Below are 26,361 nucleotides of genomic sequence, written 5' to 3'. Positions count from 1 at the left end.
GTCCTTATTCTAACATGGGTGACAGTAACAACCAGTGCCGCAGGCGCAGTTCACCATTGCCGCTGAATATTGCTAGTGGTTCAGGCTGAGGGAAATAGCTGGAAGTCATCACGCCTTCACCATTGTTGATAAATATTTCCACGCTACAGCGGTCGAAAAGCAGCTGCAACTGCTGCACAGAACCGCGCCAGTAGCGGAATTCTCGCTCGCCGGTACGCAGATTTTTGCGGCTGAGGGTCAGGCGCTCGCCGTCCCATTCCAGCGTCATGGCATCGGCCAGTTGTAGGGTGAACTCGCCGCTGATTTCCAGCTGGATTTCCGCACTGTCAATGCGTAACGGCGGCGCGGCATCGGCGCTTCCTTTCCACTGGAAGAGAACGGTGCGCAATGCGGTTAATTCACGAGCTGGTCGCTGAATAACTTTGCCATTACGCAGCGACAGCTCGCGCGGACAGCTCATTGTGTGAATCCAGCCGTAATTGACCGTTGGCTGATATAACTCATCCTGATCCGGAATGCCCATCCAGCCAAACAGTAAACGGCGACCATCTGCGGCCAGTGTGGTTTGTGGGGCGTAGAATTCAAACCCAGCGTCCAGCTCGTGGAAAGCACCGTGGTTAAACTGACCTTGCTGATAATCGAGTTTTCCGCAGACATAACCGGCCTGGTAAGTATTGCGATAACGTTCGGCCTCCGCTGCCAGCCCTTGCGGACAGAAGATCAGCACATCTTCGTCGCCAAGTGCAAACAGGTCCGGACATTCCCACATATAACCGAAATCATTCAAACCGCTGATGCCAGAGCCAGCAATTTCGCCCAGACTTTGCCATTGATGCAGATCCGGCGAACGGAACAGCAACACTTTGCCTTTCAGCTCAAGATCCTGCGCGCCCAAAACCATGTACCACCGACCGTCGTGCTGCCAGACTTTCGGATCGCGCACATGGCCGGTATAGCCGACAGGCAGGCTCAGTACCGGCCCCAGCTTATCGAATTCTCCACGTGCATTCTCGCGCGCCAAACATTGAAATGCGGTGCGGCTACCATCAGGATATTTCACATTTCCGGTATACATCAGGTGAATGCGTTCGTCGTGGATCACCGCAGAGCCAGAGTAACAGCCATGGCTTTCATATTCTTCGCTTGGTGCCAGCGCCAGAGGCTGATGCTCCCAGTGAATCAAATCCGCACTGCGCCAGTGTCCCCAATATTTACTGCCGTGGGCGCAGGCCAGCGGATTCCATTGATAAAATAAATGGTAGTAGCCAGCGTGATAGATAAAACCGTTAGGATCGTTAAGTAGCCCGACGCACGGAGCCAAATGCCAGCCGGGCCGATGCGGGTCCTGCGCTGCCCGAACCTGACCGGACATTACTGCCAACGTGAGTTGTTTGAGTAAACTGGCTTCTTGCATTATTCACTGTCCGTTTTGTATTTCAGCAGCAGCGAGAGGATAAAGGCCGAGCCGAAAGCGATAACCAAACCAATCAGATAGCTGACAATGGCGCTGCTTTGAACGATAGCCAAACCGGGGATGCCGGTTAAACCTACGGCGGTCATACCGACGTGATTGGCAACCACCCAGGCACCGCCCAGTGCGCCGCCGGCTAGTGCAGCCAGAAACGGCTTCACAAAGCGCAGGTTAATACCAAAGATTGCCGCCTCGGTAATACCTAGCATGGCAGAGAAGGCCGACGGCACTGCGATAGCCTTGATTTTGACATCCTTAGTTTTGAAGTACACCGCCAGACAGGCCCCGCCCTGAGCAACGTTGGCCATCGACCAAATCGGCAGCAGAAAGTTAACACCAATGTTTGGGTTACCCAGTAATCCAGCTTCAATCGCGTGGAAACTATGGTGGATACCGGTAATCACTATCACCGAATACAGGCCGCCGAACAGCAATCCGGCAAACCAGCCTGCGTGGGTGATCAACGTGCTGAGGATCATTGAAATACCGTCGCCGAGTACCCGACCTGCCGGGCCGATGAACAGCAGTGCGATAAAACCGGAAATCACTACGGTGAGGAATGGCGTCAGGATCAGATCCAGCGCGTTAGGCACCACTTTACGCAGCCGTTTTTCCACCATGCTCATAAACCAAACCGCCAATAACACCGGAAACACGGTGCCTTGATAGCCGATCATGGCGATGTCTAATCCGAAGAAATTCATGGTGTGGAAGCCGCCCGCCACACCCCAAGCGTTGGTCAGTGCCGGATGAGTGAGAATCCCGCCCAACGTGGCCCCCAAATAAGGGTTTCCGCCGAACTCTTTCGCGGCGGTAAAGCCAATCAGAATCGGCAAAATGATAAAGGCGGCGGAGCTGAACATATCCAGCATGATAAAGATGGCGCTGTCGGCGTCGGCCCAGCCATAGGTTTTCACCATCCCCAGCAGGCCCATTAGTAGGCCAGAGGCGACGATAGCCGGAATAATTGGCACAAAGATATTTGACAGTAAACGAGCAACCCGTTGGAATGGATTGAGTTTTTTGGCTGCCAGATCGGCTGCTTCGGATTTACTGGATTCGTTTACGCCGGTTTGTCGGATAAATTCCGCGTGAACCTTATTGACCAAACCGGTGCCGAAAATAACCTGAATTTGACCGGCGTTACTGAAGCAACCTTTTACGCCGTCCAGTTTTTCGATGGCGGACTTTTGAACCCGATCATCATCGGCCAATACCAGCCGCAGGCGGGTGGCACAGTGGGCGGCACTGACGATATTTTCCTTGCCCCCCAGCAGCGGGAGCAGAGCCGAAACGGTCTCAGTAATGTTCATTTTTTCCCTCATTCTATCCAGCAAAGCCGCGATCAGAACCGCATTGCGGTCTTTCTCGCCGCGGTACATTGTTATTTATATACAGAGTGACTTATGGCCGTCGTCGTTGCGGTTCGACGGTCAGTTATCATCAGAACCAAGTTTCCATTTGCACACCAAAGTTCCATTGACCACCGGCGGTAAAATCATTTTTACCGAAAGCATCCTGCTGAGAGTAGCTATCCAGATCTTTACTCCAGTCCATATAGGTAGCGAAAACGCGCAGTTCCGGACGACTAAAGAAATTCCCAATATCACCGGCTTTAAAGGTTGGTGCGAAGGTCAATTTATAGAAACCGCCGCTGACATCTTTATAGTTGTTATAGCCCCGTGGGTCTAAATTCATATATTGATAGGTGCCTTCGTAGGCCAGCGCGAAGTTTTCGGTTATCTCCTGAATAAAGCGGGTGTTGAATGTCACCCATTTATAGCTGTCACCTTGAACATAACGATCTTCGCTCTGCTGAGCCATAATCGCCGGTGCCAAACTCCAGTTCTTGCTGAGCGGCGTGGTGCCGTAGGTGGCGATACGCCAGGTATTGGCGCTTTCGTTCAGATTGCCGTCGGAACCAAGGCCTTTTACTTCGGCACCTAAGCCGTGGCCGTAGAGCACCGCGATTTTAGATGTTCCGTCGCGCAGGCCGTAGAAGCTGTCACCGTGGTAGGCTAGCATAGCGTGGAAGCCTTTCTCCGCCGCGTTATCGCTGGCGACAACGCCGTTGATTTTCCGCTGATCGTTATCTTTGGCACGTAGGCCACTTAGCATGAATTGGAACGGGCCAGCGAAGTTATTGGCAGTGAAAATGTAGTTCTGGATTTCATCATCAATGCCTTCAATGGCACCGAAATGACGACCGTAAAGTGAAAAGTTACTTTTCAGATTTTCATTCCATTTCACATCGTAAATACCGCCGCCGGTGCCGCCGAGGAATACCACATCGCTATCCAGCCAGTGAATATCAAAGTTATCCCGATCGAAACGTTTACCGGCCCACAGCGTACTGTCCTTGAATGCGCCTGTGAAAGTGGGCAGAGAGCCTAATTCCACGAAAGCCTGACGCACATTGAGTTTGCTATTATTGCCGGTCCAATCGTTATAGTCGCGCTGACCGTCTGCCAGCATCGCTTTAAAGCGAGTAGTTGCGCCGTTTGACAGCGTCTGTTTTTTCTCCAGACTCAGCTCAACGTAAGTATCGGGTTCGTTGCCCAGACGCCCAATATTACCGCCGGTACTGCCTGCCGGCGTAACATCTGGGCCGCCTTGGGTGCTGGCTCCGTTACTATTCATCAGCAGCCCGGAACGGGCGTAGCCGTGGAACTCAAAGCCACTGTCTGCCGGAGTTTTGCTTTCTAGCTTCTCAGTGCGTTTGGCCACTTCTACGGTTTTTTCCTCTGCCTGTGCGGTGCGTGCTTCTAATCGTTTCGCCTGTTTTTCTGCAATTTCTGCCCGTGCTTCAGCCTGTTGCGCCCGTCGCTCCGCCTGCTGTAAGCGTTGTTCCAACGCATTTAAGCGCACTTCAATGTCACTGGTGGAAGCTGCCGTAACGCTGGTGGCCGAACATGAGAGAATAAGTCCAATAGTTACAGCGAGATAGCTAGGTTTTATCATCATTTTTATATCACTCGATATGTGATTCGTTGTTATTTGCTAAACAGCTAAACCGGTTTTTCAGGGTTAACATAATGGAGTTAACCCTGAGTTAGCAAAACATTTTGCTAACCCGTTTCAGCCATTGTGATCCAGCTTACAAATCGATCGTTTTAAACAGAGTTGGCTGGGTTTTAGCCATAAAAAAGCGCGCCGGAATCGGCACGCTGGAGAAGTTCACTACATTAGAGGCGGTTAAAGCGGGGTCATTACCTGAATGTTGCAGGAATTACTCCTGCGGTACTGAACGTTCGGTTTCATCGGCGGCGACCCATTTATAAATATCACCGCGCTTTTTGTTGGCATATTTGATTTTTACCCAAGTACTATTAGTGTTCTCCAGAACGGTTAAATCCACGATCGCGACTTGATCGCCTTTCACCAGATACATCGCTGATTTCTGATCTTTGTTCGGTGCGTTATACAGACGTAATTTTTCATTTTTTACTGTATAAACATAAGGTTCACCTTCAATCCCAATCGCCTGTTGACTGATTTTCTTACCTTGAGGATCGTAGTAGCGTTCGAAAAAGGCGAAGGTTGAAATGTCGTGATCGGGAGCTACGCCCATGTTTAATTCCATATCCGAGGCCAGATAGAGCTTCCCTTGATCATCGTATTTAAATTTGTCGCTATACCAGACTGGGCCACCACGGCAGGATGAAATGATGGTTTTGTTTTTCTCATCCAGCGTCACATCGGAAAACTGGCCGCAGGCGCCAGGATTATTCGGTTTTAGTGCTTTAAATTGGCCTGTTTCAGGCTGCCAAAGGTAGATGAAAGTCTCAAAGTTCACCATGCCGACCGGCACATCGATGGCGATATCGTTATAACCATCGAAGTTGAAATCAGTGAAACTGGCCCCCGGATTTTTACCATCATCAATAAATTCAAAACCGCCCAGTTCCTGCGTTTTTCCGGAGGGTAACAGCACCTCGAAACGCCCGCCGTCGCTATTTGATCCTTCAAACTGCTCAATAGTTAATTGCCCTTTATGGTCTTTATCAATAACAAAAGGCATTGGTGTAGCAAATGCTGCCACGGGTAAGATGCTGAGCAGCAAGGCCGCAGACAAAGATTTCACGTTGAGTTCCTTTCAGAAGAGAAAATAGCGGGCAGGTAGGTATAGGCAGAAAATATATAGCGGGGTTGGAGGAAAGGCAAATAAGTAGTTATTGCCGGATAACTTCGATAAAACAGAGAGATCCGGCAGGTATCAGCGGGTTAAATCGTGGTTTCCAAAAAATGGGCCAGTTGGTTGGAGCTCGGCAATGCGGTCATCGCGCCTTTGGCCGTGGTCGCGAGTGCGCCGCAGGCCTGAGCCTGAGCGATAGCCGCGGTAAGATTTGTACCTTTAACCCAGTCTGGCTGGCACGCCAAGGCGGCCAGCAGCCCGGCGACGAAGGCATCACCCGCGCCAGTAGTATCTACCGGAGTGACTTTGCGGCTTGGATATTGCTGCAAATCGGCGCGATTATGCAGCCATACGCCATCAGCCCCCAGCGTGACCAGCAGCAATTTGCACGGGAATTGTGCCATTATCTGCTCTATCGCTAGGGTGGTTTCATTGGTACCGCTGATAAATGCCAGTTCTTCCAGCGACAGTTTTACCACGTCCGCCAATTGCAGTGCCTGATGCAGGCACGGCAGTAATTCCTCCGGATTTTGCCAGATATCTTCCCGAATATTAGGATCGAAGCTGACCCAACCACCGGCGGCTTTGAGGCGCTTCATCGCTTCAAATGCGGTGCTACGGCTGGGTTCACGGCTGAGCGCAATGGAGCAAACGTGAAGCCACTGATTGGCTTCAAATTCCGGTAAATCATCAGGTTGCAGGAATAAATCGGCGCTTGGATTAACCATAAAAGTAAAGGAGCGTTCGCCGTTTTGATCTAAATCTACCACCACGGTTGAGGTGTGATATTGAGGATCTTGCGTCATGTAGCGGGTATCGACATTTTCCTGCTGCAATATCTGCTGCAAAAAACGGCCAAAGCTATCGTCGCCAACCCGGCCAATAAAGGCGCTTTTTCCCCCTAAGCGCGCAATTCCCACGGCGACGTTTGCCGGTGCTCCGCCGGGACATTTAAGGTAACTGTTTGAATTTTCAGGCACAAGATCAACCACAGCATCGCCTAAAACCCACACTGAATTCTTCATGATGATCCTCAATTTTATCCAATCCTATTGGTGGCTAAAATTAGAAGAATCGGTTTAGCAAAGCAACAAAATTCCTGAAGTAATCTGAAAAAGTGAGTAATAACGTGATCTCATCGATTTTATTGCAGTGAGAAATATTGGGTAGTTTAAAAACAAAAGATATGGATTATCATTAGCGTTCGAATCTTATTATGCATTTATCAAGGATATATCATGCCCGTTAGTCTTCTCCGCGCAGCCCGCTGGCTATTGGCTTCGCTGGCGATCCTTATGTCCTGGTCTGCGTTGGCTGCACCTATTGTGGTTACCGATGTAGCGGGGCGTGAAGTAACATTGCCTCAGCCCGCTTCCAGAGTCATTTTGGCTGACGCCAGAGCCTTGCTAGCGCTGAATATTTTGCATCCGAATACGCCGCTAAAAAATATTATTGCCTGGGATAATTCGCTAAAAGTCAAAGCGCCAGATCTGGTAGAGGCTTACGCGAAGAAATTCCCTGAAATCAATAAGATTCCTATTTTTGAAAACCCATACGTTTCTGATTTTAGCGTGGAACAAGCGGTAGTCTTTAGGCCAGATCTGATAATTTTTGATGTTGGTTTGCTGGAAAAACTGAAAAGCAGCGGCGTGTTACGGCAGCTAGAAAAAGCCGGGCTGCCGGTCTTAATCATCGATTTCCGTCAGCAGCCGCTCACCAATACGGTGCCAAGTATGAGATTACTCGGCAAAGTCTTTGGTGAGGAGGCGAACGCTGAATCCTTTATTCAGTTCTATCAGCAACGTTTGGATTTGGTTCGTGAGCGGGTTGCGACCTTAAAACCAGAGCAGCGCCCCAGTGTGTTTATCGAGCGTAGCGCCGGAATGAAAGGCGATGATTGTTGCAGCACTTTTGGGAAAGGCAGTTTCGGACAATTTATCGATGTTGCAGGCGGTAATAACGTTGGAAGCAAGCTATTTCCGGCAATGGGCGGGGACGTGAATGTTGAGCAACTGATTGCCAGTAACCCCGATTTTTATCTGATGACCGGCGCTGACTGGAGTCGCGGGCATCGAGGTACTTTAGCGGTTCCGCTCGGTTATAGCACCGATGAAGCTACCACGCAGGCGCGTCTGAAACACCTGATGAATCGCACCGGCATCAGCGTGCTGCAATCGGTCAAAGATAAGAAGGTTATGGCGATTTATCATCAGTTTTACGATACGCCGTTCAACGTGATTGCCGTTGAAGCCATTGCTAAATTCCTGCATCCGGCGCTATTTAGCGATCTTGACCCTCTGGCAGATATCAAGATGTTGCATCAAAAATACACCGCGCTGGATTACAGCGGCGTGTTTTGGGTTGAGGCTAAATAATTCCCGCCACGCTCATTTCTCCTGCTAATCCTCCCTTTACGGGAGGATATTTCTGAGCCTGTTCTATTGAGGCGATTTTATTGGCCATTTTGAATAACTGCTCTGCTCAACGGGCTTGTGTGCTTCATGCTCGTTTGCGGTTTTCTACGTAAACCGTGGCCAATCACGACTTCGACTGAAATAAACTCTGATTCGATTTATTGCCAATATCGATTTACTTGGTAAGCAGAATCATTAAGATTAGCGTTTCTAAAAAATACATTCATATACATTTCCTTTCGGAATAAACCTCATATGTTTACTTTTACTCGTCTTTCCTTGCTAGCCGCATCTATTGCGCTGGCATTGCCTACCTATGCCGCGGATAAAAAAACTCAGGTTGATGATAGCCAGCCAACGACCACTCAGGATGCACCTGCCAGCGGTAAAAGCGACACGCTTTCGGTAGTGGGTAACTGGTTGGATAACACCGACAACAGCACGGTTGTGCTGAATCATCCGGGGGCGCGAACCATCGTCACCCAGCAGCGTTTGCAGGAAAAAGGTGCGCAGACTATTGGTGATTCATTGCGCGGTATTCCCGGCGTTCAGGTGCGCGAAAGCAACGGCACTGGCGGTAGCGATATTTCCCTTAACGTTGGTGTTCGTGGTTTAACTTCACGTCTGTCACCGCGTTCCACCATTTTGCAGGATGGCATTCCGCTGGCGGTGGCTCCTTACGGACAGCCACAGTTATCTATGGCGCCGTTATCCATCGGAAATCTACAGTCTATCGACGTGATTCGCGGCGGCGGAGCGGTGCGTTATGGGCCGCAGAACGTGGGGGGCATTATTAACTTTAATACCAAAGCGATTCCTAAAGAGTTTAGCGGCGCGGTGAGTGCGCAGACTCAAGGCGCTAGCCACGGCGGCCTGAAAACGCTATCCAGCGCTTCTTTGGGCGGTACGGCGGATAACGGCTTCGGCGCGGCGTTGATGTACTCTGGTTTACATGGCCAGGGGTATCGCGATAGTAACGACAATACCGATATCGACGATTTTCTGCTGAAAACGCGTTATGAAATCACGCCGAATGATGAGCTATTGGCCAACTTCCATTATTACGAAGCCCACGCCGGTATGCCAGGCGGCCTGACCCGTGCGCAATATGCACAAAACCCATTCCAGTCCACTCGGCCATTCGACCAGTTCGATGGCCGCCGCCGCGACATGTCTTTCAAATATAAACATCAGGAAGAAGATAAGCAGTTTGAATTACTGACTTATTTCACCAAAAGCTTCCGCGGTAGCAATATTGAATCTGAAGGCACTGGCGCAAATGTGGGTAAAAAACGGATGGTTGCTTATCCGCGTAATTACACCACCTGGGCTATTGAGCCGAGTTATTCCCAATTGTTCCGTTTGGGCAGCAGTTCCCATGAGGTGACGGTAGGCTATCGTTATCTGAATGAAACCATGGACGAGAAAGCCTATCGTTCTGTCTGGTATGCTCCGGGTTCTGAGTCTTCTACACCGGCGACGCCTGATTACTACCAGCATACCTCTGGCGGCACAGAAGCCCACGCGGTGTATATCGATGATGCGATAAACGTTGGCAACTGGACGATCACACCGGGTCTGCGTTATGAAAAAATCAGCACCAACGTTGATGATTCTTTCTCACAAACCGCTCGTGAGAAGCATTACAGTGAGCCGCTGCCATCCCTGAACCTGATGTATCATCTGTCTGATGAATGGAAGCTGTTTGCTAATGCTAATACCTCTTTTGGCAGTATGCAGTACTTCCAATTGAGCAAAGGTGGCAACGGTAACGCACCCGCGCCGGGTCTGACCGCAGAGAAAGCGCATACCTACGAAATGGGTACTCGCTTCGATGACACGCTAATCACCGGTGAAGTGACGCTGTTCTACATTGATTTCGATAACCAACTGCAATACATCAGCAATGATATCGGCTGGACCAATCTGGGCGCGACCAAGCATCAAGGGATTGAAATGGCGTTCAGTTACGATTTGAGTGAATTGAACCCGACACTGGAGGGTATGAGCGTTTATACCAGCTATACCTACACCAAAGCGACGACCGAAGGCGGCGCGTTTGCGGGTAAGGATCTGCCGTTCTATTCCCGCCAGGTATACACCCTTGGAACCCGTTATCAGACCGGAAACTGGACCTGGAATCTGGATAGTTATGCGCAATCTAAGCAGCGTTCACCGGGTAGCGGTCCGATTTATCTTACCGAAGAAAGCGCCGACGGCCAGTTTGGTAATATTCCGGGTTATATGGTGTGGAATACTCGAGCGGAATATAATTTCGGACCACAGTGGTCAAATCTGACGTTAGGCGCTGGGGTGAAAAACCTATTTGACCAGCGTTATTTCACTCGTTCAAATGATAACAATTCCGGCAAATATGTCGGTGAGCCGCGCACCTTCTTTGTGCAAGGTTCTGTATCATTCTAAAGCCGTTCACCCGGCCAAGTACTGGCCGGGTTTCTGATAGTGTTCGACCAATTGTTCCCTGCGCCGCCATTTCCTTTTGTTATTTCGTGTCACCAGCCTTCAAAAAAATTATGCCTGTAACCGCAGAAATAACATTCTATAAAAATAGTTACTAAACGAAATTAGCTAAATTCAGATATTAGAAATATACATAGGGACGGGATAACTTACGTGAATCATTTTCACAATAAACCGACTGATTCATTCGAATAAACTCAACAGATTTTTAATGCATTTATTTAATCATTCATATTAGTAAATAGATCTTCCCGTCTGGCGTGGTGAAATCTAATGCCGGAGAGGAGCGATCTGGTATTTTATTGGCAGGGCAAATACATCGCCCCACAGAGAAGAGATTGTCTGGCTAACCGCGGAGATTTAGTGGACGGATTCCACGTTAGTGAGCGTATCGCTGGCAAAAGCGACTTTATTGCGACCGTCTTTCTTGGCTTGATACAGTGCTTCATCCGCGGCTTTTAGCGAAGCTGGCAAATCCAAGGGTTGCAGTGGTGAAATACCCGCGCTGAGCGTGACCGTAGTAGAAACTTTGTGATTGAAAACGTGGGGAATATCCAGTCCTAGCACGCGCTGGCGAACGCGTTCGGCCAGCTGTGAGGCGTATTCTTCGCTAACGTGGGTCAGCAATACCAGAAACTCTTCTCCACCGTAGCGCACCACGATATCTCGCGAACGCACGGCATCGCGAATGGCTGCAGCAACCCGCACTAAAGCCTGATCGCCCATAGTATGGCCGTAATTGTCGTTATAGGCCTTGAAATGGTCAATATCCAACAACAAAACATAATGATTCCCCGGCGACTGCGTTAGCAGGCTTTCCAGCTTACTTTCTAGGCCGCGTCGGTTATACAGATTAGTTAATGGATCTATCATGCTTAAATCACTGAATTTTTCTCGTTCATTGTATAAATGGGCGACCAATTTTCGGGTGAATTCATCGCTGCGGCGCAGCATCAGATGATGTAAGCAAAAACCAATGAGTGGCAGCATAACCGTGAATATAATGCGGAAGATATTCTGGAAATCGTCCAGTAAAATCACGGCAATCGCCGCTGGCGCTGAATGTAAACAAAAGGCGATAAAATTATCGGAAAGCGCGATAGTGCTGATAAAGAAGATAGTAAACAGGCTGATCAATAAGAAGTTATTTTCGTCTCGTCCCAAATATTCATATTTAAGAATGATTTGCCATGTCCACAGAATACCGAGAACAAATGCGAATATATTCAGTTTATTCGCATAATCCTTCGAAAAAAATATGATGAATAACAATGCACTAATGCTGAGAATAGCAATCAATACCACCGGCAAAGTAAATGCTGGAGTGTGGTGAGCCGGTAATAACATATTAAAAATAGATGAAGACGCATTTAAAAATAAAAAGAGCAGTAAAGAAAGCCGATGCTTACTTTTCAATAGCTGATCGTAGGAATGGCCGTTCATATTAAATTCACTCTGTGTATGTAATGCTGTCCGCAGACAAATAAACAATATCCTCATGCCGCCTGATTTAAGGGGCACGATAAATAGTTTTTCTTTGAAATTATTCTTATTTAAATCTTTTTAAGATTTTTCTTAATACAAAATTACCATCTTTGGATCGGCATGTCATCATGATGTCGAGCTGCTACGCAAAATGATGCACTTAACTACAGAGTGTTATATGATATTGGTTATCATTATCACTTGGTGTGGGGTATTATCATGATTGGAGCGACAATAGCAGCCTGCCGGTCGTGGAGGCTAAACGATTTCTTACTGAGTCGAATGGCCAGCGGATGGGGTGTTTTACTGCCTTGCGCGCTTTTACCTTTGCTGGGCTGGGGAGAATTTAGCGTGGCCGAGCTGCGTGGCATTATTGTCGCCGCGATGTTGGCAACGTTGAGTATGCTGTACCACCCGCGGCTGCGCCATTTTCTGTTGATTCCTTCCTGTCTGGCAATGACTGGCGGTCTGCTTGCAGTTTTGACTCATGTATGAATGCGGGCTGAATTACGCCGTATTTAGAGCAAAATAGGGAAGTTTTTTTGGGAAGATAACTAAGTGCTTTGGAACGAATACCGCTAAGTGATCTATAGCCAAATGCTATATCGCTTGCACATAACAAGAAGGGATAAAACCGAGGAATTCAATCAGTGTGGTGCGAAGGGAGGGACTTGAACCCTCACGTCCGTAAGAACACTAACACCTGAAGCTAGCGCGTCTACCAATTCCGCCACCATCGCGTACCTTGTTCATCACTTTTGTGATGCAACCACGGGGGCGAATTCTAGAGATTTTCCTGTGCAGGTCAATACTTATTTCCCTTTATCGGGGCAGTTGCTGTAAAAAACAGCATATCCGCAGTTATTCGGCTGATTCATCGAGATATCGGGCTTTTTAGCGTTTTTTTGTCAGCATGACTGATGAGGTCATCGGAAATTAAAGGTGACCTCGTCAATAAGAAGCCTGAAATAAGCGGGAAATTTTGGGGTGAAAGGCGGGCAAAGTACGGAATAAGTGAGTAGACGGTGTTTACGCCATGCGGCAGCGGCTATGCGCTGCAACATGACGTGCTGATCTTAAAAATCTTAACGTTTGAGTATTTAAACGCCAAATTATTTCAGTCTCAGATTATTAACGTTTGGCTTTTGCGCGGGGAGCGCGGCCAACGGTCGCCTGATAAACCTTGAAACGTCCGTTTTGTGCCAGTACTTCATGGCTGCCAAACGCGGCATCTAACAGCGCCGGATAAGGCAGGAAGGAGTTGGCCACGATGCGCAGCTTACCACCAACGTGCAAATGGCCGGTTGCACCACGAATGAGCATTTCTGCCGCGTGTAAACTGGTTTGTAATCCATCATGGAACGGTGGGTTGGAAATAATCATATCGAAACGTCCCTGAATGTCAGAGTAAACGTTACTCGCGATCACTTCTGCTTCGATTCCGTTGGCAGCTAAGGTCGCTCGGCTGGCTTCGATGGCGGGAGCGCTTACGTCGCTCAGAGTCCATTTAATCTTCGGTGACTGTTTAGATAATACCGAAGCCAATACGCCTGCACCGCAGCCGACGTCCAGCACGCGACCTTTAAAAGGTTCGTTGAAGGTGGAGAGCAGCAGGTAGCTGCCGGAATCCAGTGCGTCTTTGCTGAACACGCCTGGCAGAGTTTTGATGGTGACATCATCAACCTGATAGCTATGCCACCAGCCTTCTGGATTAAATTCAGGCTGTTTATCCAAACGAGCATGGTACAAACCGCAGCGGCGCGCGCTGTCGATTTTGGTCAACGTGGCAAAATCAGTCAGCATTTCTTCTGCGCTGCGTACGCCACAGCGGTTTTCACCGACGATGAAAATATCGGTGCCGATTGGCAGCATAGACAGCAGGTTAGCCAGTTGGAACTGAGCTTCTTGTTTGCTTTTTGGCCAGTAGTAAATCAGCGTATCACTTTGCGCCAGAAAATCGGCGTCAGCCAGCAGACCGAATTGAACATTGTCTTCCAGCGTATTGCTCAGTAATTGCCAGTGGTGATATTGGTTAGTGTGAACACGCACCTCGGCTGCTTCGAACTGCGCCGGTAACGCGTCCTGTAGGTCGCCGGCAAAAATCACGCGGCGTTGAATAAACTCATCACTATGGCGCAGCATCACTTCACTGGCTGGGGTTAATGCGGACATCAGTCGTTGGCTCCTTAATAATATGATCGGGGATTATAGAGGTTTGTTGGCGCATATTCGATGTGTTTGCTAGCATAGCGCCGAAACACGGGTATCTTGACAGGAAATAGCATGGCATCAAGACGAGACTGGCTATTGCAACAGCTTGGCATTACACAGTGGACACTACGCCGTCCCGCCGTGTTGCAAGGCGAAATTGCAGTAAGTTTACCCGAGGATATTCGCCTGCTTATTGTGGCGGAAACGCTCCCCGGTCAGGACGATCCATTGCTGTGTGATATCGTGCGCAGCCTTGGCCTGAGCGCCGCTCAGGTATATAGCCTGACGCCGGATCAGGTGGCGATGCTGCCGGAAGATACGCAGTGTAATAGTTGGCGATTGGGTATCAGCGAGCCGCTTGCGCTGGCCGGTGCACAATTACACAGCCCGGCGTTGACCGAGCTTTATCAAGATGCGGGCGCGAAGCGCGCACTTTGGCAGCAGATTTGTCACCATGAAGCAGATTTCTATCCTGACGCCAGCCGATCTGGTCACCGCGTATCAGATTGAGCAAGCCAGCCACGAATTTCCGTGGACGGAAAAGACCCTAGCCAGTAATCAGGGCGAACGTTACCTCAACTATAAGCTGACGGTCGATCAGCAAATGGCCGGTTTCGCGATTACACAAATTGTATTGGACGAAGCCACGCTGTTTAATATCGCCATTGATCCGCAGTATCAGCGCCAAGGCTGTGGCCGCTTACTGCTTGAACATTTGATTGAACAGTTGGAGACGCGTGATGTAGTCACACTTTGGCTGGAGGTAAGAGCCTCAAACGCCCGCGCCATCGCGCTGTATGACAGCCTTGGCTTTAATGAAGTATCGGTGCGGCGTAACTACTATCCCAGCGCGAATGGGCGCGAAGATGCCATCATGATGGCGTTACCTTTGGCTTAAAGCCGGTTTCGCTGTCGCAGGTATTTTCATCGATTGTCTATCCCGGTTAAATCAGGGAAAATATCGCGCTATAACACTGATTCTCGCTTTCCTGAATCATGCATGACTCGAAGTGATGCCAGAGCAGGGCGGCCCAAAGTAGAAATATCTAACTATGTCTCCAAGTGAATACGCACAAGAAGTGGCGAAAAGACGTACTTTCGCCATTATTTCCCACCCTGATGCCGGTAAAACCACCATCACTGAAAAAGTGTTGCTGTTCGGACAGGCTATCCAGACTGCCGGTACGGTAAAGGGCCGTGGCTCCAATAACCACGCCAAATCCGACTGGATGGAAATGGAGAAACAGCGCGGTATCTCCATCACCACCTCGGTGATGCAGTTCCCGTATAAGGAATGTCTGGTAAACCTGCTGGACACCCCGGGGCATGAAGACTTCTCCGAAGATACTTACCGTACTCTAACCGCTGTTGACTGCTGTTTGATGGTTATTGATGCGGCAAAAGGGGTAGAAGATCGTACCCGTAAGCTGATGGAAGTGACCCGCCTGCGCGATACGCCGATTCTGACTTTTATGAACAAACTGGACCGTGATATTCGCGATCCGATGGAAGTGCTGGATGAAGTGGAGCGTGAGCTGAAAATTGCCTGTTCTCCAATCACTTGGCCAATCGGCTGCGGTAAGTTGTTTAAAGGGGTTTACCACCTCTATAAAGATGAAACTTACCTGTACCAGACGGGTAAAGGCCACACTATTCAGGAAGTTCGCATTGTTAAAGGCCTGAATAACCCAGAGCTGGACGTTGCTGTCGGTGAAGATCTGGCCAAACAATTCCGTCAAGAGCTGGAACTGGTGCAGGGCGCCTCCCATGAGTTCGATCATGAGGCTTTCCTGACCGGTGATTTAACGCCGGTCTTCTTCGGTACCGCATTGGGTAACTTTGGCGTGGATCACATGTTGGACGGCCTCGTTTCCTGGGCTCCGGCACCGATGCCACGTAAAACCGATGTGCGTGAAGTGGTAGCGTCAGAAGAGAAATTCACCGGTTTCGTGTTTAAAATTCAGGCTAACATGGACCCGAAACACCGTGACCGCGTGGCCTTTATGCGCGTAGTTTCCGGCCGATACGAAAAAGGCATGAAACTGCGTCAGGTTCGTACCAAGAAAGACGTTGTGATTTCCGATGCGTTGACCTTTATGGCCGGCGACCGCTCCCATGTGGAAGAAGCTTTTGCTGGTGATATCATCGGCTTACACAACCACGGAACCATTCAGATTGGTGATACCTTCACTCAAGGTGAAGATATGAAATTCACCGGTATCCCGAACTTTGCGCCAGAGCTATTCCGTCGTATTCGTCTGCGCGATCCGCTGAAACAGAAGCAATTGCTGAAAGGTCTGGTTCAGCTGTCGGAAGAAGGTGCGGTACAGGTATTCCGCCCAATCTCCAACAACGATCTGATCGTGGGCGCGGTAGGGGTGCTACAGTTTGAGGTGGTATCTTCCAGACTGAAAAGTGAATACAACGTTGAAGCGGTATACGAGTCGGTTAACGTTTCCACCGCACGTTGGGTTGAGTGCAGTGACGTGAAGAAATTTGAAGAGTTCAAACGTAAGAATGAGCTGAACCTAGCGCTGGATGGTGGCGATAATCTAAGCTATATCGCTCCAACCATGGTTAACCTGAATATTACTCAAGAGCGTTATCCGGAAGTTATTTTCCGTAAAACTCGCGAGCATTAATCTCCGCTGTATCCCTTATTATTCGGGGCATCCATTGCCCCGAATCTTTAGTTTCCCTCATCATTTACACCTCTAGGATTCATCCTACTAATCTTTCGATACTGCCTCTTTAGGCGGATTCCTACTGTCTTTTTTTATCTGTGGTCTATATTTATAAGCGTGTTAGGCAATTGTTCAGATAAAAACAGTATTTTGAATCAATCAGTTATGTTTTTGTTTGTTCATTGCCAAAAGAAACAGGTTTAATTCTGTTAAATCAGTCAGTAAGCGAAAAATGGCTCTGGATTAAGCGTTATTGTCTGTTGTCGCAGGCGGTTTTGCTTCAGTTTGTTAATCCAGACTTTGTTTATGGCTGAATTTAATGGTGTTTTAGGTCGGCATCGTAATTGTAGATTGCAATTGCAGTATGTCTGACTGAACAAGCTCAATTTTTGCCAGCTTGGAAATATTGAAGCTACAGTAATTGTGAAGTATCCATTAAGTGAGCCACGAAAGCGGTGGCGAAACAACTGACACTGACTGGCTTCACACCAAAAAGGAAAAATCGATGAAAAACACTACATTTGCACGTTCAGTGATGGCTGTTGTTTTAGGTTCTGCGTTGGTTAGCGGAAGCGTAATGGCTGAAGACACTTTACTCAATAAAGCATCCAGCACGATAGACAGCACCGGTGCGAAAATCGATAGCTCCATGAAAAAAGTTGATAATTACATGGATGAGAGCGCAACTACGGCTAAAGTTAAAAGTGCATTAGTTGAGGATAAAACTATTAAGAGCGGCGATATTTCGGTGAAAACTGAAAATGGCGTTGTTGTTCTGAGTGGTTTTGTATCCAGCCAGGCTGAAGCCGAGCGTGCGGTTGCTGTCGCAGGCAAGGTAGAAGGCGTGAAATCTGTCAGTGATAAGCTGCATGTAAAAGATCAGAAAACACAATCAGTTGGTGAATATGCCGGTGACGCAACCACGACCAGCAAAGTAAAAGCCAAACTGTTGGCCGATGATATCGTTCCATCGCGCAAAATTACCGTAGAAACCACCGCTGGTGTCGTCCTATTGACGGGCGATGTAGAAAATAAAGCACAAGCTGAGCGCGCTGAAAGCATCGCGAAAGCCATCGACGGTGTGAAAAGTGTAAAAAACGATCTGAACATTAAGCCTTAATACTTCCACAGAAGGTCTGTGGAGTAACAGGCCGTTCTGAAGAACTTAAAACCGAGAGTTGACCCGTTAGTTATTGCTGAAGTGCTCTATGGATGGGGCTTTTTCAAGCTAGCCATACCGAAGTAAGCGCGTTGTTCAGCACTACAGCGGGTCAATTTTATTGAGATACGGATGGAAGGAGAGGCTTATGTTTCGTTGGGGCATTATTTTTCTGGTAATAGCGTTGATTGCTGCGGCGCTTGGTTTCGGTGGGTTAGCCGGTACGGCGGCCTGGGCGGCCAAAGTGGTCTTTGTCGTCGGTATCATACTCTTCTTGATCAGTTTGTTTACCGGACGTAAACGTCTTTAGCTAGCGTAGGAAGATATTACATTCTTGTTTTTTATGCTAAAAAGCCGCTGTCATTAACAGCGGCTTTTTCATTGGCCGAATGAAGCGATTTAAGAAACTATCAATAGCAAATTAAGAAGGCATCATTAGCAATAAGAGCCTATTTTCCGATGTTAATCAGTGAGTAACCGGGCGTAAAGCGGCTTATTAGCAATGATTATTTACAAGAAGATTAACCAAAGCGTGTAAGACAAGCTATCCTCGGGGTCTATTGCTACTCACTGAGGATGGATGGTGGGACACAGAATACCTATTACGCTCGGCAATATTGAGCCATTAGCGTACAAACCCTATCAGCCTGGGAAAATGGCGCTGGTATGCGAAGGGGGCGGACAGCGGGGGATTTTTACCGCCGGAGTGCTGGATGAATTTCAGCGAGCCCGCTTTAATCCATTCGATTTAATGATAGGTACTTCCGCCGGTGCGCAGAATCTATCCGCCTTTATCTGTGACCAGCCGGGCTATGCTCGTCGGGTTATCACGCGTTATACCACCAGTGCGGATTTCTTTAATCCTCTGCGCTTTGTACGTGGCGGCCATCTAATCGATCTTGATTGGCTGGTCAATATCACTTCTGAGCAACTGCCGCTAGCTATTGATCGTGCGGAAAAGCATTTGTCCAATGGACGTGAATTCTTGATGTGCGCCTGTCGCAGCGATGATTTCACGCCGACTTATATCGCGCCCAATAGAGAAAACTGGCTGCCAGCGATTAAAGCCTCCAGCGCCATTCCTGGGTTTTATCGTTCAGGGGTAGAAATGGATGGAATCAGTTATCTGGACGGCGGTATCAGCGATGCCATTCCGGTGGAGGAAGCTCACCGACGCGGAGCAGATACCATTGTCGTGATTCGCACTGTGCCTTCGCAAATGTATTACACGCCACAGTGGATGAAGCGTATGGAGCATTGGTTAAGCGAAAGCAGCCTACAACAACTGGTGCGAATTATGCAGCAGCACGAGCATAGCTATCATCGCATTCAAAAGTTTATTGAAAAACCACCGGGGAAATTACGCGTATTTGAAATTTTTCCACCTAAGCCGCTAGCCAGTAACGCTTTGGGCAGTAAGATAGCGTCGCTAAATCGGGATTATCATTTAGGACGCCGCTGTGGCCGTTATTTTTTGGCAACCGTGGGCCACTGGTTATTGCCTCGGGATAACAGATCGGATGATAAGAGTAAGGTGGTTTTCTCTCGTCGTTTAATTAAACCACGCCAAGACATTCAGTCTGAAATTGTAGCCTCGTCATTGCTGAGTGACTCGGGTCAATTTGCTGAAACGGGGAAAATCTTACCCGCTGAGAATATGCCATTAGCAAAAGGACTCATTTTACCGGCTAAGCTTAGGAATAAAGTGGCGCAGGTGATTTCCGATTTCACTCCGCCGGCTAAGGCAAAAAAATCCAAAGGTGATCAGGCGTAATGTCAGGTTCTAGCAGCAGCGCAGCTTATTTTATTGATACTCACTGCCATTTCGATTTTCCGCCGTTTAGCGGAGCGGAAGTGGCTAGTCTGACATTGGCTGCGCAGGCGAATGTTAGGCAAATCATTGTACCCGCCGTAGAAGCCGAATATTTCGATCGCATACAGGCTTTGGCTCATGATTATCCGGCGCTGTTTGCCGCTCTGGGAATGCATCCGCTGTATATTGATAGGCATCAGGCGCCGCATCTGACTTTACTGGAGCAACGGCTGGCGAAGAGATCGCCAAAAGTGGTTGCAGTGGGCGAGATTGGGCTGGATTTGTATATGGAAAATCCACAGTTCTCTCGCCAATTGGCGTTATTACAAGCGCAGCTTAAATTAGCTAGGCAGTATGATTTACCGGTGATTTTGCATTCTCGCCGCACTCACGATCAGCTGGCCGGTGCGCTGCGTAAAGCCGATCTGCCGCGCACCGGTGTCGTACATGGTTTTGCCGGTAGTCTGGTACAAGCGCAAGCGTTTATTAAATTAGGCTATTACATCGGCGTGGGTGGCACTATTAGCTATGAGCGAGCGCAGAAAACCAGAAAAGTGATGACCGAGCTACCGCTGGAAGCGCTGTTGCTGGAAACCGATGCGCCGGATATGCCGCTGGCCGGTTTTCAGGGACAACCGAATCGGCCTGAACGCGCGGCGGACGTGTTCACTGTGCTGTGTGCATTACGCTCCGAACCCGCGGATGTGATTGCGCAGCAGCTTTATGCCAACAGTGTGCGTTTGTTTAATCTTCCTCCGGCGTAATCGCTTTCATTTGTCACAGCACAGTTGTGTTGACTATCTTCATTTATCCCAGTGACGGAGTCGGCTAAGTTCCCAGCCACTCGCTCAGCTGCCGCATTGCTGCAATGAAAAATCTATTGAGTATGAATGGATGGCTAACAACGTGCTGAACGCCATTGAAGCAGCTGAATGTGTTACTTAGCGTGGTAACATCTCGACTACTCATAATAGTTATAATTGTGTGAATTGGATCACACTTCCAGCCATTTAGTTGCTTCTTTGTGTGTTTATTTGTGACAGGGATTGTTTGCGATTTGAACCATAACGCTATAATCCCCCCCGAATCTAAAACAGAAATATGCGGCCTGAACGCATATTAAATCGTGTCACTCTCCATTTAATACACACACAGGGAACATCAGATGCAACCCATCATGAGTTTGGTCGGGATGGCGGTACTGATATTAATTGCCGTATTACTCTCGAGTAACTTTAGAGCAATTAATATCCGCACCGTCGTAGGCGCTTTTCTTATCCAGATTGGCGTCGGAGCATTGGTTTTGTATGTGCCGATCGGTCGCCGTATTTTGGGCGGAATGTCTGAAGGCGTAGCGAATGTTATCGCCTATGGTAACGAAGGAATTTCATTTATTTTCGGCGGACTGGTCTCCGACAAAATGTTTGAAGTTTTCGGTGGCGGCGGCTTTGTTTTCGCCCTGCGCGTTCTGCCGGTTATCGTCTTTTTCTCCTCTCTGATCGCGGTACTTTATTACCTCGGTATCATGCAACTGGTGATTCGCGTACTGGGTGGCGGCCTGCAAAAACTGCTGGGGACTTCCCGCACTGAATCCCTATCGGCTACCGCGAATATCTTCGTTGGTCAGACAGAAGCGCCGCTGGTGGTGCGTCCGTACATCTCTACTATGACTCAGTCCGAGCTGTTTGCCGTGATGTGCGGTGGCCTAGCGTCGGTTGCGGGTTCAGTATTGGCGGGTTATGCGCAAATGGGCGTGCCGTTGGAATACCTGATTGCCGCGTCCTTTATGGCTGCGCCGGGTGGGTTGCTATTTGCCAAACTGATGGTGCCGGAAACCGAAAAAACTCACGATCACGAAGATGCAACCAAGCTGATTCCTGAAGCCGATCGCCCAGCGAACGTTATCGATGCAGCGGCGAGCGGTGCGGCCTCCGGTATGCAATTGGCGTTAAACGTCGGTGCAATGCTGTTGGCATTCATCGCGTTAATTGCTTTGTTAAACGGCATTTTGGGGGGTATTGGCGGCTGGTTTGATTATCCACAGCTCTCGCTGGAACTGATTCTAGGTTGGGTATTCTCACCAATTGCTTTCCTGATTGGCGTGCCGTGGAGCGAAGCGATGGTTGCCGGTTCCTTTATCGGTCAGAAAATTATCGTCAACGAATTTGTGGCCTTTATGAACTTCGGTCAGTATTTGAAAGCCGATGAGTTGGTTATTGCCGCTGGTTTGCCAGTGCTTTCCGATCATACCAAAGCCATCATTTCCTTTGCTCTGTGCGGTTTCGCCAACCTTTCATCCGTGGCAATTCTGTTGGGCGGCCTGGGCAGCATGGCGCCGAATCGCCGTCATGACATTGCTCGTTTCGGTTTGAAAGCGGTGGCCGCGGGGACTTTATCTAATCTGATGAGCGCCACCATCGCCGGTTTCTTCCTGGCCCTGTAATTCATATCGATTTGTAAAATATAATATTCTGCAAAGGTCGATTGTTTGTAGAATAGCGTGCTGGCGGGGGAAGGTTATCCCCCGCCAGCCTGTTTCACCCTTCCGGTTGCTCAGTCCGTTTGTGCGTATTGCCATCACCGTCGTCGCGCGGAATTCGATGAATAGGCTATTCTTGATGCGAGAGCGAAAGAGAGTCCTCACTTATCGATAAATCAGGTTATTTTGTGATTCAATTCACATATAATTCAGGCCTGTTACAAATCACTATTAATTAATGTGAGCATTAACACATCTCATTTGAGCGCTTCATGTTCAAATAGAGACAGCTGGCTTTTCTTGTGGAAAAGCTAAGTGCGGTGAGATGGATCTCAGTTGCCGCTGCGGGAGAAAAATCCCAAGGGCGCTATCTTCAAGGAACCAAGTCCGCTCGCCAACGTGTTGAGCTGCATGGCCTGGAATTTCCATAGGAAATTGCCGTCAGTTCATAAATGAATGCTCGGCTTTGGCGCGGTGCCGAAGCTGAAATAGAGTTGGAGAGTTTTATGACCGATTTAACCGCCAGCGCGAAACGTGCGCTCAGTTTGATGGATTTGACCACCCTGAACGACGACGATACCGATCAAAAGGTTATCGATCTTTGTCATCAGGCGAAAAGCCCTGCGGGTAACACCGCGGCTGTCTGCATTTATCCTCGTTTTATTCCGATTGCTCGTAAAACGCTACGTGAACAGGGCACCCCTGAAATCCGCATTGCCACCGTGACCAATTTCCCGCATGGCAATGACGATATCGACATTGCTTTGGCCGAGACCCGTGCGGCAATTGCCTACGGCGCTGATGAAGTCGATGTGGTATTCCCGTACCGTGCGCTGATGGCTGGTAACGATAAAGTGGGCTTCGAGCTGGTGAAAGTGTGCAAAGAGGCCTGTGCCGCCGCCAACGTATTGCTGAAAGTCATTATCGAAACCGGCGAATTGAAACAGCAGCATTTGATCCGTCAGGCTTCTGAAATTGCGATTAAAGCGGGCGCTGATTTCATTAAAACCTCAACCGGGAAAGTACCGGTGAACGCGACGCTGGAAAGTGCGGAAATCATGATTCGCACCATTCACGATTTGGGCGTAGGCAAAGACGTCGGCTTCAAGCCTGCTGGCGGCGTGCGTACTGCAGAAGACGCGGCTGCATTCCTGAAACTGGCTGACGATATCATGGGTGAAGATTGGGCGGATGCGCGCCACTTCCGCTTCGGTGCATCCAGCCTGTTAGCCAGCTTGCTGACCACTTTAGGTCATCACAGCACAGCCAAAACCGGCGGTTATTAATTATTGCAGATGCACGACGGGCAATCCGCCCGCCGTGTTGCTATTGCTGAAAAGACACAATGTGCTTTTCGATTTCCCATTCAGGTCAAGCAGGGGGATGCCTTGTTTCTGGCACAAGAAATTATTCGTAAAAAACGCGACGGCCAGCCGCTGAGCGAAGAAGAAATACGTTTCTTTATCAATGGTATTCGCGACAATGTTGTTTCCGAAGGGCAGATCGCCGCTTTGGCAATGACCATTTATTTTCATGATATGAGCATGCCTGAGCGCGTGGCGCTGACTATGGCGATGCGCGATTCCGGTACCGTGCTGGACTGGAAAAGTCTCAAGCTGAACGGCCCTATCGTAGATAAGCATTCTACCGGTGGCGTTGGCGATGTAACTTCGTTAATGCTCGGCCCAATGGTAGCGGCTTGCGGTGGTTATGTGCCTATGATTTCAGGCCGTGGCTTGGGCCATACCGGCGGTACACTCGATAAGCTGGAGGCCATTCCTGGATTTGATATTTTCCCAGATGATAATGCCTTCCGGAAGATTATTCAGGATGTTGGCGTCGCAATCATCGGCCAGACCAGTTCATTGGCTCCGGCGGATAAACGTTTTTACGCCACTCGCGATATTACGGCGACCGTGGATTCCATTCCGCTGATTACCGCTTCTATTTTGGCGAAGAAACTGGCGGAAGGACTGGATGCGCTCGTGATGGACGTTAAAGTCGGTTCCGGTGCCTTTATGCCAACCTATCAACTGTCCGCAGATTTGGCACAGGCGATTGTCGGCGTGGCCAACGGCGCGGGTTGTAAAACAACGGCTCTGCTGACTGATATGAATCAGGTGCTGGCATCCAGCGCCGGGAACGGTGTGGAAGTTCGTGAAGCCGTGCGCTTCCTGACCGGTGAATACCGTAATCCACGCTTGCTGGAAGTGACGATGGCGCTGTGCGTTGAAATGTTGCTTTCCGGCGGGCTGGCGAACTCTGAAACCGATGCGCGCGCCAAGCTACAGGCGGTATTGGATAACGGTAAAGCGGCCGAAGTTTTTGGTCGTATGATTGCGGCTCAGAAAGGCCCAACTGATTTCGTTGAACGTTATGACAGCTATCTGCCGGTGGCGATGCTAAGCAAACCGGTCTTTGCAGAAAAACCGGGTATTATCACTGCGATGGATACCCGCGCGCTGGGGATGTCTGTGGTAGCGCTGGGTGGTGGTCGTCGCCGCGCGACCGATGCAATCGACTACAGCGTAGGCCTGACCGATATGGCGCGTCTGGGCGATAAAATGGATAGTGAACGTCCGTTGGCAGTGATTCATGCTAACAATGAAAGTGACTGGCAGCAGGCGGCTGATGCAGTACGCGCGGCAATGACGCTGGGTGACAAAGCGCCAGAACAAACGCCGGTGGTTTATCGTCGGATTACCGAATAAGCTTGATTTATTCACTACGAATTTGGCGCAGTAAGGCCTGTTGGCCGTGCTGCTCCCACAGCGTGAGTTCACGCAGGAGAAAATGATGAAACGTACATTTATTATGGTATTAGACTCATTTGGTATCGGTGCTAGCGCTGATGCTGGCAAGTTTAACGATGAAGGTGCCAACACCCTCGGCCACATCGCTGAAGCCTGTGCCCGTGGTGAAGCTGATATTGGGCGCAAAGGCCCGCTGACGTTGCCGAACCTGAGCCGTTTGGGTCTAGGTAAAGCCGCTGAGGAATCCTGCGGTACTTTCCCTGTGGGCCTGGATAAAGATGCTGACATCATTGGCGCCTATGCTTACGCCAGCGAATTATCTTCCGGTAAAGACACTCCGTCAGGCCACTGGGAAATTGCAGGTGTGCCCGTTCTGTTTGATTGGGGCTATTTCAGCGACGTTGAGAACAGTTTCCCGCAGGAATTGCTGGATAAATTGGTTAAGCGTGCCAACCTGCCAGGCTACCTAGGAAACTGCCATTCATCCGGTACTGTAATTCTGGATCAGTTGGGCGAAGAACATATGAAAACCGGCAAGCCGATTTTCTATACCTCCGCTGACTCGGTTTTCCAGATTGCTTGCCACGAAGAAACTTTCGGTTTAGATCGTCTGTATGAGCTGTGTGAAATCGCTCGTGAAGAGTTAACCGAAGGCGGCTACAACATTGGCCGCGTTATCGCTCGCCCGTTTATCGGCGATAAACCGGGTAACTTCCAGCGTACTGGTAACCGCCACGATCTGGCCGTTGAGCCGCCAGCGCCAACCATTTTGAAAAAGCTGGTTGATGAGAAGCAAGGTGAAGTGGTTTCGATCGGCAAAATCGCCGATATTTACGCACACGTGGGGATTACTCACAAAGTCAAAGCTACCGGTATTGATGCTTTATTCGACGCTACTTTGGAAGAAGTGAAGAAAGCGGGCGATAACACCATCGTCTTTACCAACTTCGTAGATTTCGACTCATCTTACGGTCACCGCCGCGATGTGGCAGGTTATGCCGCGGCGCTGGAACTGTTCGATCGCCGCTTGCCAGAATTGCTAGAACTGGTGAAAGATGACGACATTATCATCTTCACCGCGGACCACGGTTGCGATCCAACCTGGCCGGGTACCGATCACACCCGTGAGCACATTCCAGTGCTGGTTTACGGTCCAAAAGTGAAACCGGGTTCTCTCGGTCATCGCGATACTTTCGCCGACATCGGCCAGACTGTCGCGAAATATTTTGATTTGTCACCGATGGATTACGGCAAACCCATGTTTTGATTATCTGCG

At 49.2% G+C, this 26,361-nt stretch carries 20 protein-coding genes, 1 tRNA gene and 1 pseudogene; 14 read left to right on the top strand and 8 right to left on the bottom strand.

What is annotated here, in order from left to right; genetic code table 11:
• Window positions 1–4: 4 nt before the first annotated feature.
• The 5 genes from AD970_RS11720 to AD970_RS11700 all read right to left on the bottom strand — a co-directional run bounded on the left by AD970_RS11720 (window position 5) and on the right by AD970_RS11700 (window position 6,631).
• Window positions 5–1,414: a sucrose-6-phosphate hydrolase gene (locus AD970_RS11720; RefSeq protein WP_049599049.1), complete on the bottom strand. Its 1,410-nt coding sequence runs from the start codon at window positions 1,412–1,414 to the stop codon at window positions 5–7.
• Window positions 1,414–2,784, bottom strand: a complete 1,371-nt coding sequence (locus AD970_RS11715; protein WP_049599126.1) for a sucrose-specific PTS transporter subunit IIBC — start codon at window positions 2,782–2,784, stop codon at window positions 1,414–1,416. The genes AD970_RS11720 and AD970_RS11715 overlap by 1 nt, the downstream gene beginning before the upstream one ends.
• Before the next feature lie 130 nt (window positions 2,785–2,914).
• On the bottom strand, window positions 2,915–4,435 hold the full coding sequence (locus tag AD970_RS11710) for a carbohydrate porin (protein ID WP_084728151.1): 1,521 nt from the start codon (window positions 4,433–4,435) through the stop codon (window positions 2,915–2,917).
• 265 nt (window positions 4,436–4,700) lie between these two features.
• On the bottom strand, window positions 4,701–5,555 hold the full coding sequence (locus tag AD970_RS11705) for an SH3 domain-containing protein (protein WP_049599046.1): 855 nt from the start codon (window positions 5,553–5,555) through the stop codon (window positions 4,701–4,703).
• Between the two features lie 140 nt (window positions 5,556–5,695).
• Window positions 5,696–6,631: an aminoimidazole riboside kinase gene (locus AD970_RS11700; protein WP_049599045.1), complete on the bottom strand. Its 936-nt coding sequence runs from the start codon at window positions 6,629–6,631 to the stop codon at window positions 5,696–5,698.
• Between the two features lie 213 nt (window positions 6,632–6,844).
• On the opposite strand from AD970_RS11700, the gene AD970_RS11695 reads away from it, so the two are divergent.
• Both AD970_RS11695 and AD970_RS11690 read left to right on the top strand, forming a co-directional pair.
• On the top strand, window positions 6,845–7,981 hold the full coding sequence (locus AD970_RS11695; RefSeq protein ID WP_049599043.1) for an ABC transporter substrate-binding protein: 1,137 nt from the start codon (window positions 6,845–6,847) through the stop codon (window positions 7,979–7,981).
• Window positions 7,982–8,275: 294 nt separating this feature from the next.
• Complete coding sequence (locus AD970_RS11690) at window positions 8,276–10,444, top strand: TonB-dependent receptor family protein (protein WP_049599040.1); 2,169 nt, start codon at window positions 8,276–8,278, stop codon at window positions 10,442–10,444.
• A 417-nt stretch (window positions 10,445–10,861) separates the two neighbouring features.
• On the opposite strand, the gene AD970_RS11685 is transcribed toward AD970_RS11690, so the two are convergent.
• A complete protein-coding gene (locus tag AD970_RS11685; RefSeq protein WP_049599038.1) occupies window positions 10,862–11,944 on the bottom strand; it encodes a GGDEF domain-containing protein in 1,083 nt (360 codons plus the stop codon).
• A gap of 220 nt (window positions 11,945–12,164) precedes the next feature.
• On the opposite strand from AD970_RS11685, the pseudogene AD970_RS11680 reads away from it, so the two are divergent.
• Window positions 12,165–12,481: pseudogene (locus AD970_RS11680) on the top strand (DUF1435 family protein).
• Window positions 12,482–12,639: 158 nt separating this feature from the next.
• Here AD970_RS11680 and AD970_RS11675 read toward each other — a convergent pair.
• Together AD970_RS11675 and rsmC are read right to left on the bottom strand one after the other, a co-directional pair.
• A tRNA-Leu gene (locus AD970_RS11675) sits at window positions 12,640–12,726 on the bottom strand.
• A gap of 391 nt (window positions 12,727–13,117) precedes the next feature.
• The gene (gene rsmC, locus AD970_RS11670) at window positions 13,118–14,158 is read right to left on the bottom strand and encodes a 16S rRNA (guanine(1207)-N(2))-methyltransferase RsmC (protein WP_049599037.1); all 1,041 of its coding nucleotides are present in this window, start codon (window positions 14,156–14,158) and stop codon (window positions 13,118–13,120) included.
• Between the two features lie 111 nt (window positions 14,159–14,269).
• Here rsmC and AD970_RS11665 point away from each other — a divergent pair, with 111 nt between their 5' ends.
• The 11 genes from AD970_RS11665 (at window position 14,270) to deoB (ending at window position 26,352) form a co-directional block, all read left to right on the top strand.
• Window positions 14,270–14,707 carry a DNA polymerase III subunit psi gene (locus AD970_RS11665; protein WP_049599034.1) on the top strand — a complete coding sequence of 146 codons (438 nt, stop codon included), beginning with the start codon at window positions 14,270–14,272 and terminating at the stop codon, window positions 14,705–14,707.
• Window positions 14,652–15,095 carry a ribosomal protein S18-alanine N-acetyltransferase gene (gene rimI, locus AD970_RS11660; protein ID WP_049599032.1) on the top strand — a complete coding sequence of 148 codons (444 nt, stop codon included), beginning with the start codon at window positions 14,652–14,654 and terminating at the stop codon, window positions 15,093–15,095. Before AD970_RS11665 ends, rimI begins: the two co-directional genes overlap by 56 nt.
• Before the next feature lie 154 nt (window positions 15,096–15,249).
• Window positions 15,250–16,839 (top strand): peptide chain release factor 3, encoded by a 1,590-nt coding sequence (gene prfC, locus AD970_RS11655; RefSeq protein WP_049599029.1) that lies wholly within the window; start codon window positions 15,250–15,252, stop codon window positions 16,837–16,839.
• 547 nt (window positions 16,840–17,386) lie between these two features.
• On the top strand, window positions 17,387–18,001 hold the full coding sequence (gene osmY, locus AD970_RS11650) for a molecular chaperone OsmY (RefSeq protein WP_049599027.1): 615 nt from the start codon (window positions 17,387–17,389) through the stop codon (window positions 17,999–18,001).
• 187 nt (window positions 18,002–18,188) lie between these two features.
• Window positions 18,189–18,350 (top strand): DUF1328 domain-containing protein, encoded by a 162-nt coding sequence (locus tag AD970_RS18905; RefSeq protein WP_004389381.1) that lies wholly within the window; start codon window positions 18,189–18,191, stop codon window positions 18,348–18,350.
• Window positions 18,351–18,620: 270 nt separating this feature from the next.
• Complete coding sequence (locus tag AD970_RS11645; RefSeq protein ID WP_049599025.1) at window positions 18,621–19,814, top strand: patatin-like phospholipase family protein; 1,194 nt, start codon at window positions 18,621–18,623, stop codon at window positions 19,812–19,814.
• Window positions 19,814–20,617 (top strand): TatD family hydrolase, encoded by an 804-nt coding sequence (locus AD970_RS11640; RefSeq protein ID WP_049599023.1) that lies wholly within the window; start codon window positions 19,814–19,816, stop codon window positions 20,615–20,617. Before AD970_RS11645 ends, AD970_RS11640 begins: the two co-directional genes overlap by 1 nt.
• A 413-nt stretch (window positions 20,618–21,030) precedes the next feature.
• Window positions 21,031–22,296 (top strand): NupC/NupG family nucleoside CNT transporter, encoded by a 1,266-nt coding sequence (locus AD970_RS11635; protein WP_209429078.1) that lies wholly within the window; start codon window positions 21,031–21,033, stop codon window positions 22,294–22,296.
• A gap of 542 nt (window positions 22,297–22,838) precedes the next feature.
• Window positions 22,839–23,618, top strand: a complete 780-nt coding sequence (gene deoC, locus AD970_RS11630) for a deoxyribose-phosphate aldolase (RefSeq protein WP_049599118.1) — start codon at window positions 22,839–22,841, stop codon at window positions 23,616–23,618.
• Between the two features lie 102 nt (window positions 23,619–23,720).
• On the top strand, window positions 23,721–25,043 hold the full coding sequence (gene deoA, locus AD970_RS11625; RefSeq protein WP_049599115.1) for a thymidine phosphorylase: 1,323 nt from the start codon (window positions 23,721–23,723) through the stop codon (window positions 25,041–25,043).
• A gap of 85 nt (window positions 25,044–25,128) precedes the next feature.
• A complete protein-coding gene (gene deoB / locus AD970_RS11620; protein WP_049599018.1) occupies window positions 25,129–26,352 on the top strand; it encodes a phosphopentomutase in 1,224 nt (407 codons plus the stop codon).
• Window positions 26,353–26,361 lie beyond the last annotated feature (9 nt).

This window comes from Yersinia nurmii (genome assembly GCF_001112925.1).
GTDB lineage: Bacteria > Pseudomonadota > Gammaproteobacteria > Enterobacterales > Enterobacteriaceae > Yersinia > Yersinia nurmii.
This window is presented reverse-complemented; position numbering and strand designations above follow the sequence as displayed.

Coding starts and splice junctions, on each gene's coding strand:
- AD970_RS11690 (WP_049599040.1), top strand. CDS start 8,276: ATGTTTACTTTTACTCGTCTTTCCTTGCTAGCCGCATCTATTGCGCTG.
- deoC (WP_049599118.1), top strand. CDS start 22,839: ATGACCGATTTAACCGCCAGCGCGAAACGTGCGCTCAGTTTGATGGAT.
- AD970_RS11665 (WP_049599034.1), top strand. CDS start 14,270: ATGGCATCAAGACGAGACTGGCTATTGCAACAGCTTGGCATTACACAG.
- AD970_RS11700 (WP_049599045.1), bottom strand. CDS start 6,631: ATGAAGAATTCAGTGTGGGTTTTAGGCGATGCTGTGGTTGATCTTGTG.
- AD970_RS11635 (WP_209429078.1), top strand. CDS start 21,031: ATGAGTTTGGTCGGGATGGCGGTACTGATATTAATTGCCGTATTACTC.
- AD970_RS11720 (WP_049599049.1), bottom strand. CDS start 1,414: ATGCAAGAAGCCAGTTTACTCAAACAACTCACGTTGGCAGTAATGTCC.
- AD970_RS11640 (WP_049599023.1), top strand. CDS start 19,814: ATGTCAGGTTCTAGCAGCAGCGCAGCTTATTTTATTGATACTCACTGC.
- AD970_RS11710 (WP_084728151.1), bottom strand. CDS start 4,435: ATGATGATAAAACCTAGCTATCTCGCTGTAACTATTGGACTTATTCTC.
- AD970_RS11695 (WP_049599043.1), top strand. CDS start 6,845: ATGCCCGTTAGTCTTCTCCGCGCAGCCCGCTGGCTATTGGCTTCGCTG.
- rsmC (WP_049599037.1), bottom strand. CDS start 14,158: ATGTCCGCATTAACCCCAGCCAGTGAAGTGATGCTGCGCCATAGTGAT.
- prfC (WP_049599029.1), top strand. CDS start 15,250: ATGTCTCCAAGTGAATACGCACAAGAAGTGGCGAAAAGACGTACTTTC.
- AD970_RS11685 (WP_049599038.1), bottom strand. CDS start 11,944: ATGAACGGCCATTCCTACGATCAGCTATTGAAAAGTAAGCATCGGCTT.
- AD970_RS18905 (WP_004389381.1), top strand. CDS start 18,189: ATGTTTCGTTGGGGCATTATTTTTCTGGTAATAGCGTTGATTGCTGCG.
- osmY (WP_049599027.1), top strand. CDS start 17,387: ATGAAAAACACTACATTTGCACGTTCAGTGATGGCTGTTGTTTTAGGT.
- AD970_RS11645 (WP_049599025.1), top strand. CDS start 18,621: ATGGTGGGACACAGAATACCTATTACGCTCGGCAATATTGAGCCATTA.
- rimI (WP_049599032.1), top strand. CDS start 14,652: ATGAAGCAGATTTCTATCCTGACGCCAGCCGATCTGGTCACCGCGTAT.
- deoB (WP_049599018.1), top strand. CDS start 25,129: ATGAAACGTACATTTATTATGGTATTAGACTCATTTGGTATCGGTGCT.
- AD970_RS11715 (WP_049599126.1), bottom strand. CDS start 2,784: ATGAACATTACTGAGACCGTTTCGGCTCTGCTCCCGCTGCTGGGGGGC.